The sequence below is a fragment of the Desulfurellaceae bacterium genome (assembly GCA_021296095.1).
GTDB lineage: Bacteria > Desulfobacterota > Binatia > Bin18 > Bin18 > JAAXHF01.
Genome location: JAGWBB010000071.1, coordinates 10,233 through 17,164 on the forward strand (window position 1 = coordinate 10,233; position 6,932 = coordinate 17,164).

Annotated in this window: 8 protein-coding genes; 4 read left to right on the top strand and 4 right to left on the bottom strand. The window is 63.5% G+C overall.

Features of this window, described 5'->3' with window-relative positions:
- Nucleotides 1-324: HEAT repeat domain-containing protein (locus tag J4F42_16070; protein ID MCE2487031.1), on the top strand; the 324-nt coding region annotated here is incomplete at its 5' end.
- Nucleotides 325-343: 19 nt separating this feature from the next.
- Here J4F42_16070 and J4F42_16075 read toward each other — a convergent pair.
- The 3 genes from J4F42_16075 to J4F42_16085 form a co-directional block, all read right to left on the bottom strand.
- Entirely contained in the window at nucleotides 344-1,981 is a 1,638-nt protein-coding gene (locus J4F42_16075; protein ID MCE2487032.1) for a hypothetical protein, read from the bottom strand.
- 53 nt (nucleotides 1,982-2,034) lie between these two features.
- The gene (locus tag J4F42_16080) at nucleotides 2,035-2,922 is read right to left on the bottom strand and encodes an isocitrate lyase/PEP mutase family protein (protein ID MCE2487033.1); all 888 of its coding nucleotides are present in this window, start codon (nucleotides 2,920-2,922) and stop codon (nucleotides 2,035-2,037) included.
- 136 nt (nucleotides 2,923-3,058) lie between these two features.
- A complete protein-coding gene (locus J4F42_16085; protein ID MCE2487034.1) occupies nucleotides 3,059-4,636 on the bottom strand; it encodes a glucose 1-dehydrogenase in 1,578 nt (525 codons plus the stop codon).
- A 139-nt stretch (nucleotides 4,637-4,775) separates the two neighbouring features.
- On the opposite strand from J4F42_16085, the gene J4F42_16090 reads away from it, so the two are divergent.
- Nucleotides 4,776-5,180: a hypothetical protein gene (locus J4F42_16090; protein MCE2487035.1), complete on the top strand. Its 405-nt coding sequence runs from the start codon at nucleotides 4,776-4,778 to the stop codon at nucleotides 5,178-5,180.
- Complete coding sequence (locus J4F42_16095; GenBank protein ID MCE2487036.1) at nucleotides 5,158-5,577, top strand: PIN domain-containing protein; 420 nt, start codon at nucleotides 5,158-5,160, stop codon at nucleotides 5,575-5,577. The genes J4F42_16090 and J4F42_16095 overlap by 23 nt, the downstream gene beginning before the upstream one ends.
- Before the next feature lie 60 nt (nucleotides 5,578-5,637).
- On the opposite strand, the gene J4F42_16100 is transcribed toward J4F42_16095, so the two are convergent.
- Nucleotides 5,638-6,369, bottom strand: coding sequence for a DUF3047 domain-containing protein (locus J4F42_16100; protein MCE2487037.1), 732 nt, complete (start codon nucleotides 6,367-6,369; stop codon nucleotides 5,638-5,640).
- Nucleotides 6,370-6,500: 131 nt separating this feature from the next.
- Between J4F42_16100 and J4F42_16105 the strand changes: the two genes are divergently transcribed.
- Nucleotides 6,501-6,932, top strand: a 432-nt coding sequence (locus J4F42_16105; protein ID MCE2487038.1) for a class I SAM-dependent methyltransferase, incomplete at its 3' end; no start/stop codon positions are given.

Consider the following 6,932-nt stretch of genomic DNA (forward strand, 5'->3'; position numbering starts at 1 on the left):
GCAGCCCGGCAGGTCTACCTGGCGAGCCTGAGCGATCAGCAGGCCGGCGTGCGACTGGCCGGACTGTCGTGTCTCGGCCAGTGTCCGCCCCATAATGCCGACGCCGACGCTGAGGCCGCCCTGATTCGGATTCTGGTCACCGACCCGGTGAGCGGCGTGCGGCGCGCCAGCGCGGCCAGCCTGGGCCGGCGCGGCCACCGCTCGCCAGCAGTCGTGAGTGCGCTGCACCAAGCCACAGACGATCCAGACCCGAGTTTGGCCCGAGCCGCAGCCGCAGCCCTCAAGAAGCTCCGCCCGTCACACGCCGAGGATCGGTCCTCCTGACCGGCTCCAGGAAAAGAACTCAGGCGTGGAGGAAAAGTCCGGCCATGAATCTGAAATCGACCTCGGGCAGCGCGGCAATTTCTTGCAGCTTGGGACGGGCGGCTGCGGCCAGAACCCGCATCGCCGCGCCCTCGTCCGCGCTCCAGGCTAGGCGTCGGGCCGCCAGACTCAGAAACTCCGCATAGCGCTCATCAGACGCGCCGCCAAACGCCCGTTGAAAATTCTCCACCTCCGCCCGCCGCAGCGGCTGAACCGTAAGCACCCGAGTCGCCACCCAGCGGATACACGCCGTGTTCCACACCGCTTCCAGGCTGAGCCCTCGGTCTGCCGCACGGTCGGCCTCATCAAGCCAGGGCCGTAGCGCGCTAAACCAGTGCGGGATATGGCTCAGGACGGTTTCGATCCGCCGCACATCGGCCAGATTCCGAAAGCGTCGGTACAGCACCTCACCCGGCGTTTCCAACCCCTGAAAAAAAGCCGGCATGGGTCGGCGCACTCCAGCGTAGGCTTCACGGAAAGGCGTATCCACCCAGCGCTGCCAGTTGCCCTCGCCTTCCTTTTGCAGGACCGTGTCCAGATGCCTGGCCCGCTGATACAGACCCAGCACCAGGCTCCAACCGATCTGGAAAAAGGCGTGGAGTTGGCTGTCCTGCACCAGTCGGACGGCGTGGTCGGGGTCGCCCTGGGCCGCGTATTCGAGCCCGATGTTCAGCACGTCACACACCAGCTCGGCACACCGGCGAACCTCGCTCAGCTCCCCGGTATCGCACGCCTCGGCCATGACTACATGGTTGGTCAAATAGGCCAACTCGATACTCAGCCGCTCGCGGATGGCGGGATCGGCGGCCGCCAGGGCGGTGCCGAAAAAGGACTGGGCTTCTGAGACCAGAAGCACGGCGTGGTCGGGCGGAATCACCGCCTCGGCGTCGCGCGAACGCGACGGCGGGGGTTCTCCCGTCCGCGGATAGCGCTCGGGCCGCACCGTATGGGGTGGGACGATACGGAAGAGTTCGCGCGCCTGCTCAAAGTCGGGATAGCCGCGGTCGGCCAGGCGGGCCATCCGCCAGCGCAGGGCTTCCTCTTCCAGCTGGGTCTCCAGCTCAAACAGGGTCTGTTCCAGGATGTGGGTATAAAACCGATAATCGAGCACCCGCAGCCGCTCCAGCAGCAGACCCAGAATCGGCTCCTCATCGCCGAGAAAACGCAGCAGATACTGGTCGTCAAAGCTGAAATAGCGGCCGGGATTAAAATCGGGCTCGTGCTCGACATCGGCCTTGCGCACAACCTCACAGTGGCGCTTGACCAGCCACACCAGCAGCTCGACATCAGCCTGCAAGGCCCATTCGGCCAGCTTGCCGCTGCCGGCCTCATCCAGAAACATCAACCAGCTCAGCAGCCGCTGGCCGTCCAGGCGGTCTTTACGCCAGCAGTCCAGGTCCATCATGTCGCGCACCTGCTCGGGCGAGGCCAGCCCCAGCAGTCCACCCGCGTCGGTCAGGCCGATCTCTTTGAGGGTGTAGAACAGGCTCTCGGACGACAGACCGCGGACCAGGTCCAGGCTGTGGGGCGAGGCCAGAATGCGTTCCTGACGGGTTTTGGCCGGCAGGCCGCTGAGCTGGTCCGGGTGCAGGGCGAGAGGTGTAGCAGGGGCGCTCATGGCAGAGGCAGGGGCGAGGCGGGCGTCAGTCCTGCAAGGCAATCGTGATGTCTTTATTGATCTCTATCACGATTGCCTTTTGTATACCGATCGATAAACTCCAGCGCCTGATCCCAACCCAGCAGACCGTTGACCACCTCGTTGAACGGCAACATCTCGTGCCACATGCCCTGGGTTGTACCGGTCTGTTTGAGCGCGCCGTATACCTTTTTCATCTGATAGGCGGCCGCCAACACCCCGGTCACCGGATAGATCGCAATCCGAAAGCCCATATCGGCCAGATCCGGTGCCGGCAGGAAGGGCGTTTTGCCACCCTCGACCAGATTGATCAGAAGCGGAATGTTAGAAAAACGACGACAGGCCGCCTCCATCTGCTTGACCGACTCGAAGGCCTCAAAAAACAGGCAGTCGGCCCCGGCTTCGAGATACGCCTCGGCCCGGGCCAGGGCATCGTCGAAGCCGCTGACCGCAATGGCGTCAATGCGGGCGATAATCACTGTGTCGTCATGGCTGCGGTTTTCGACCGCGACCCGGATTTTCGCCGCGTGGTCCTCGGCCGAGACCAACACCTTGCCACCCAGATGTCCACACCGACGGGGCAGATCCTGATCCTCGATATGCAGCCCGGCGACGCCGATCCGCTCGTACTCCTGGACCATACGGACGACGTTGAGCAGCGTGCCGAAGCCGGCCTCGGCGTCGGCGATCACCGGGACACTCACCGCCCGGCATACCCCTTCCAGCTGCATGACCATCTCGGTCAGGGTCCGCATACCGAAATCGGGATAGCCGAGCGCACCGGCCGACACTCCGCCGGAATAATACACCAGGGGAAAACCGGCCTCTTCGACCAGCCGCGCCGAGATCACATCATAGGCGCCGGCGGCCATGAAGAGCCGGTCTTGGGCTAACAGCGCACGTAGCGATTGAGCCTGAACCATGTGGTTTCGTACTCCTTTGCTGGGTGTTTCCGACCCCGCAGTCTACAGCCTGCGGATTCATCGCGCCAGCACGAACCGGCGCGTTTAGCGATTGAAGAACACGGGCTCGCGCTTTTCACGAAAAGCGGCCACCGCCTCAGGCATATCCTCTCCCGTCGTGCAGGCCAAGCCCAGATGGGCGTCGGCATAGGTAATATCGCCGGCCTTGTTGGTCGTCAGGGCCTTGAAAAACTCCTTTGTCCGGCGCAGGGCCATGGGCGGCTTGTTGAGGAGTTTGGCGGCAAAGGCCCGGACCGCGTGGCACGACCTGGTTGACCAGGCCGACCTCCAGGGCGTCCTCGGCGGTGAGTTCGTCACAGGTCATGATGAGTTCCTTGGCCTTGGCCATGCCGATGAGATTGATCATGCGGGTAATCGAGCCCCACATATACGGCACGCCGAGCCGCACCTCGGGCAGCCACAGGCGGGCTCCGCTGGCCGCGATCCGAAAGTCACAGGCCATGGCCAGCGACACGCCGCCGCCCACCGCAAAACCGTTGACGGCCGCAATGCTGATCTGGTCCAGGCGTTCCCACTCGTCCATGGCCCGCCAGCCGAGTTTGGCCAGGCGCAGCTTGGCGGTGTCGGTCAGCTGGGCCTGGACCGTGGCCTGAGACCCGGCCGACAGGGCGTCCATATCGGCCCCGACGCTGAACGACCGGCCGTGGCCGGTCAGGATCACCACCCGCGCGTCTTCGTCCTCCTGGAGTTCGTAGGCAATCGCCACAAACTCACGCAGGACTTTCTCGTTGATCGGGTTCAGCTTTTGGGGACGGTTGAAACTGACCGTGACGATCGGTCCCGAGCGTTCGAGGGTAAAGGTTTCGTATGCCATGTGCGCTTCTCCTTTTCTCCCCCGCCCTGGAGGGAGAGGGCCGGGAACCAAGCGTAGGGGCAGGCCCCCGTGCCTGCCCCGTTTGTGTTGCCAGGCCGTCGGGCAACCACAGGGGGTTGCCCCTACTGCGCGGTATAGCCGCCTCACAAACGAGGATTCGTCGCTGGCCAGATACACCACACCATAGGCAATATCGGTGACGGTCGCCAGCCGGCCCAGCGGATGAACCTGAATCGACGCCTGGCGGGCTTCGGGATTGAGCACGTCGAGCATGACCGTATCAACCCCGCCCGGATGGATCGAATTGACCCGGATATTATCCTTGGCGCACTCCAGCGCGGTGGTTTTGGTCAGCAGTCGGACCGCTCCCTTGGTCCCGTGGTAGGCGGTGGCCATGCCGGAGCCGATCAGGCCGGCGATTGAGGAGATATTGACGATTGAGCCGCCCCCGGACCGACGCATGGCTGGAACGGCGTACTTCATGCCCAGAAACACCCCGGTCTGATTGATGGCGATGACCCGATTCCACAGCTCCAGATCGGTTTCTTCGAGCTTTTCAATCGGAAAAATCCCGGCGTTATTGACCAGAATATCCAGCCGGCCATAGCTGGACAGCGCCGTCTCAACCGCGGCCTGCCAGTCCTCCTCACGGGTGACATCGAGCCGCACCCCGGTCGCCCGGTCACCCAACGCGTCCACCACCCGGCCCTGCTCTTCAAGCAGGATATCGCCGAGCACGACCTTTGCCCCTTCGTCCACAAACATGCGCGCCTCGGCCTCTCCCTGTCCGCGCGCCGCCCCGGAAATCAGACCAACTTTTCCTTCGAGTCTTCCAGCCATAGATCGTGCTCCTTTCATCGGACGGCCACACGGGGCTGCCCCTACGGCAGCGAACCATAGCAAACAAGCCCCGCCACACGTCTGTCCCCGAGCCCTGCGTTGGCTGGTCAATGCCTCCGCAGTACGATGCAATAGCCCCGTGGGTTTTGGTATCTTGATTGCCAATGTGGGTGTTCCGCTGCCGAGAAATGCCGTCTCCCGCCTCTGCTTCTTGACACCCTACCGAGAAAGCACCACACTGTCGTACATGAACAAGACTGAGGTGTATAGCTGGCGGGTGGACAGCGATTTGAAAAGTGCGCTCGAACACGCCGCGCGCACCGAGAAGACCAGCGTTGCCCGATTGCTCGACCAGATTGTGCGCAACTGGCTGCGCGAATCGTCTTCGCTCAACGGGGAGGACGAGCAGCAGCAACGTTTACACTCCGCAGCTCAGCAGTGTTTCGGAACGCTGAGCGACGGAGACCCCGACCTGGCAGCGCTGGCCAAAGCGCGGATTCGTCAGAAAATTCGAGAGCGGCATGCGCGCCCACGGTCTGATTGATACCGGAGCGATGCTCGCCATTCTGAATGGGAAGGATCGCTGGCATGTTCGATGCGTTGCGGCCTTCGATGCGCTTCGTCTGCCCCTGGCCACAACAGCGGCCGTCCTCACCGAACTCTTCCACCTTCTGAGTGATCATCCACATGATATCGAAGCGGCGTGGCGGTTCGTTCGCTCAGGGGCCATTCTTGTTTTGCCGATAACCGACACCGACCTGCCGGCCTTGGATCGGCTCATGAACCAATACCGCGACCACCCCATGGACTTTGCTGACGCAACGCTGGTGCATCTTGCGCAGCGAGAGTCGCTGTCCACTATCTGCACGATCGACCACAATGATTTCGAGACCTATCGTATTGCCGGGAGACGGAAATTCCGCATTGTTCCGCCACGTTGACAGTCTGTGAGCGCCGCGATGAATCCTACATGAGCGAACGTCTGCAAGCGTTGCCCCCGGTCAATACTTGTTTTGGTGTCCTTCCTCCTCGTCCCCGAGAGCCGAGGCGACGGTTGTCTCGTTCCTCTCCAGCGTGTGTAGGGCTGCGGCCGGCAGGACGGCCAGGTCGTCATAGTCGGCCTGGGCGCTGCTCTGGGTGACATCCGAATCGGTCAAAATCAAGCCGAACAGCTGCTTGTAGTCCTCATAGAAGTTGACCGTTTCCTGACGCCAGGCCGGACTGGCCGGCGGCCCGCTCTGGAGCACGACGACTTTGCCTCGCCAGTAGTGCGGGCTGGTGAAGGTGCTGCCGACCGGCAGGGTCGTGCTCCAGACGTATTTGATGGCGCGGGGCATGATGCGGCTGTCAAACACCACATACACCGCAGCGGCCGAGTCATTGGTCGGTTTGGCACGCTCGTCCCCGCCGGCCGGCAGTCGGGTGACCCGCCAGCGCCAGCGCAGCACGGGATACTGCTCGGGGCCAAACTTTTTGGTCAGCCCGATCTGGATGTCTTGCCGCTCGGCCGAGGCGCGCAGAAAACGGTTACCCGCCTCCTCTTCGGCCACCCGATAAATCGTCCGCGCCTCAGCCTCATCCCCCCGCACTTCCCAACGGCCCGGAAACGCCCCGACCGCATACTGCTCAAACGTCTCCTCCAGCACCGGCTGGCGGGCTGGCGGCCGATCATCCGCACGCCCAACACCGCCCACCATCACCCAGCCCAAGACCATCGCCAGCATCCATCGCATCAGTCGTATCATTCGTTCGCCCGCTCGTGGCCGGCCATTCTGGCACGGATGGAACACGGGCGCGAGGGCCGGGCCGCATGGACAAGACCCGAGGCACAGGGAACAATGCTCTCGGTCTTGAGAGGAGCGGTATGGCACGAGAGTGGAACGCAGACGAGTATGAGCGGCTGGCCGACCCCATGACCCGCTGGGGCGGGCACGTCCTGGAGCGCCTGGAGCTGAGCGGCAACGAAACCGTCCTGGACGCCGGCTGCGGGACGGGACGGGTGACCGAGCAGTTGCTGGCCCGCCTGCCACGCGGCCGGGTGATCGGGGTTGACGGCTCGGCGGCCATGATCGCCCAAGCCGCCGAGCGGTTTCGGGCCAGCCCACGGGTCAGCCTGCACGTGGCCGACCTGCTGAGCCTCGATCTGCCGCAGCAGGTTGATGCCATCCTGTCGACCGCCACCTTCCACTGGATTCTCGACCATGCCAGCCTGTTTGCCCGGCTCGCCCGGGTGCTCAAACCCGGCGGGCAGCTGGTTGCCCAGTGTGGCGGTGCGGGCAATATCGCCAAGGTCCGG

What these genes read in the sequence shown, in the direction of transcription:
- J4F42_16085 (MCE2487034.1), bottom strand. Translation starts at nt 4,636, where the DNA reads ATGGCTGGAAGACTCGAAGGAAAAGTTGGTCTGATTTCCGGGGCGGCG.
- J4F42_16075 (MCE2487032.1), bottom strand. Translation starts at nt 1,981, where the DNA reads ATGAGCGCCCCTGCTACACCTCTCGCCCTGCACCCGGACCAGCTCAGC.
- J4F42_16095 (MCE2487036.1), top strand. Translation starts at nt 5,158, where the DNA reads ATGCGCGCCCACGGTCTGATTGATACCGGAGCGATGCTCGCCATTCTG.
- J4F42_16100 (MCE2487037.1), bottom strand. Translation starts at nt 6,369, where the DNA reads ATGCGATGGATGCTGGCGATGGTCTTGGGCTGGGTGATGGTGGGCGGT.
- J4F42_16080 (MCE2487033.1), bottom strand. Translation starts at nt 2,922, where the DNA reads ATGGTTCAGGCTCAATCGCTACGTGCGCTGTTAGCCCAAGACCGGCTC.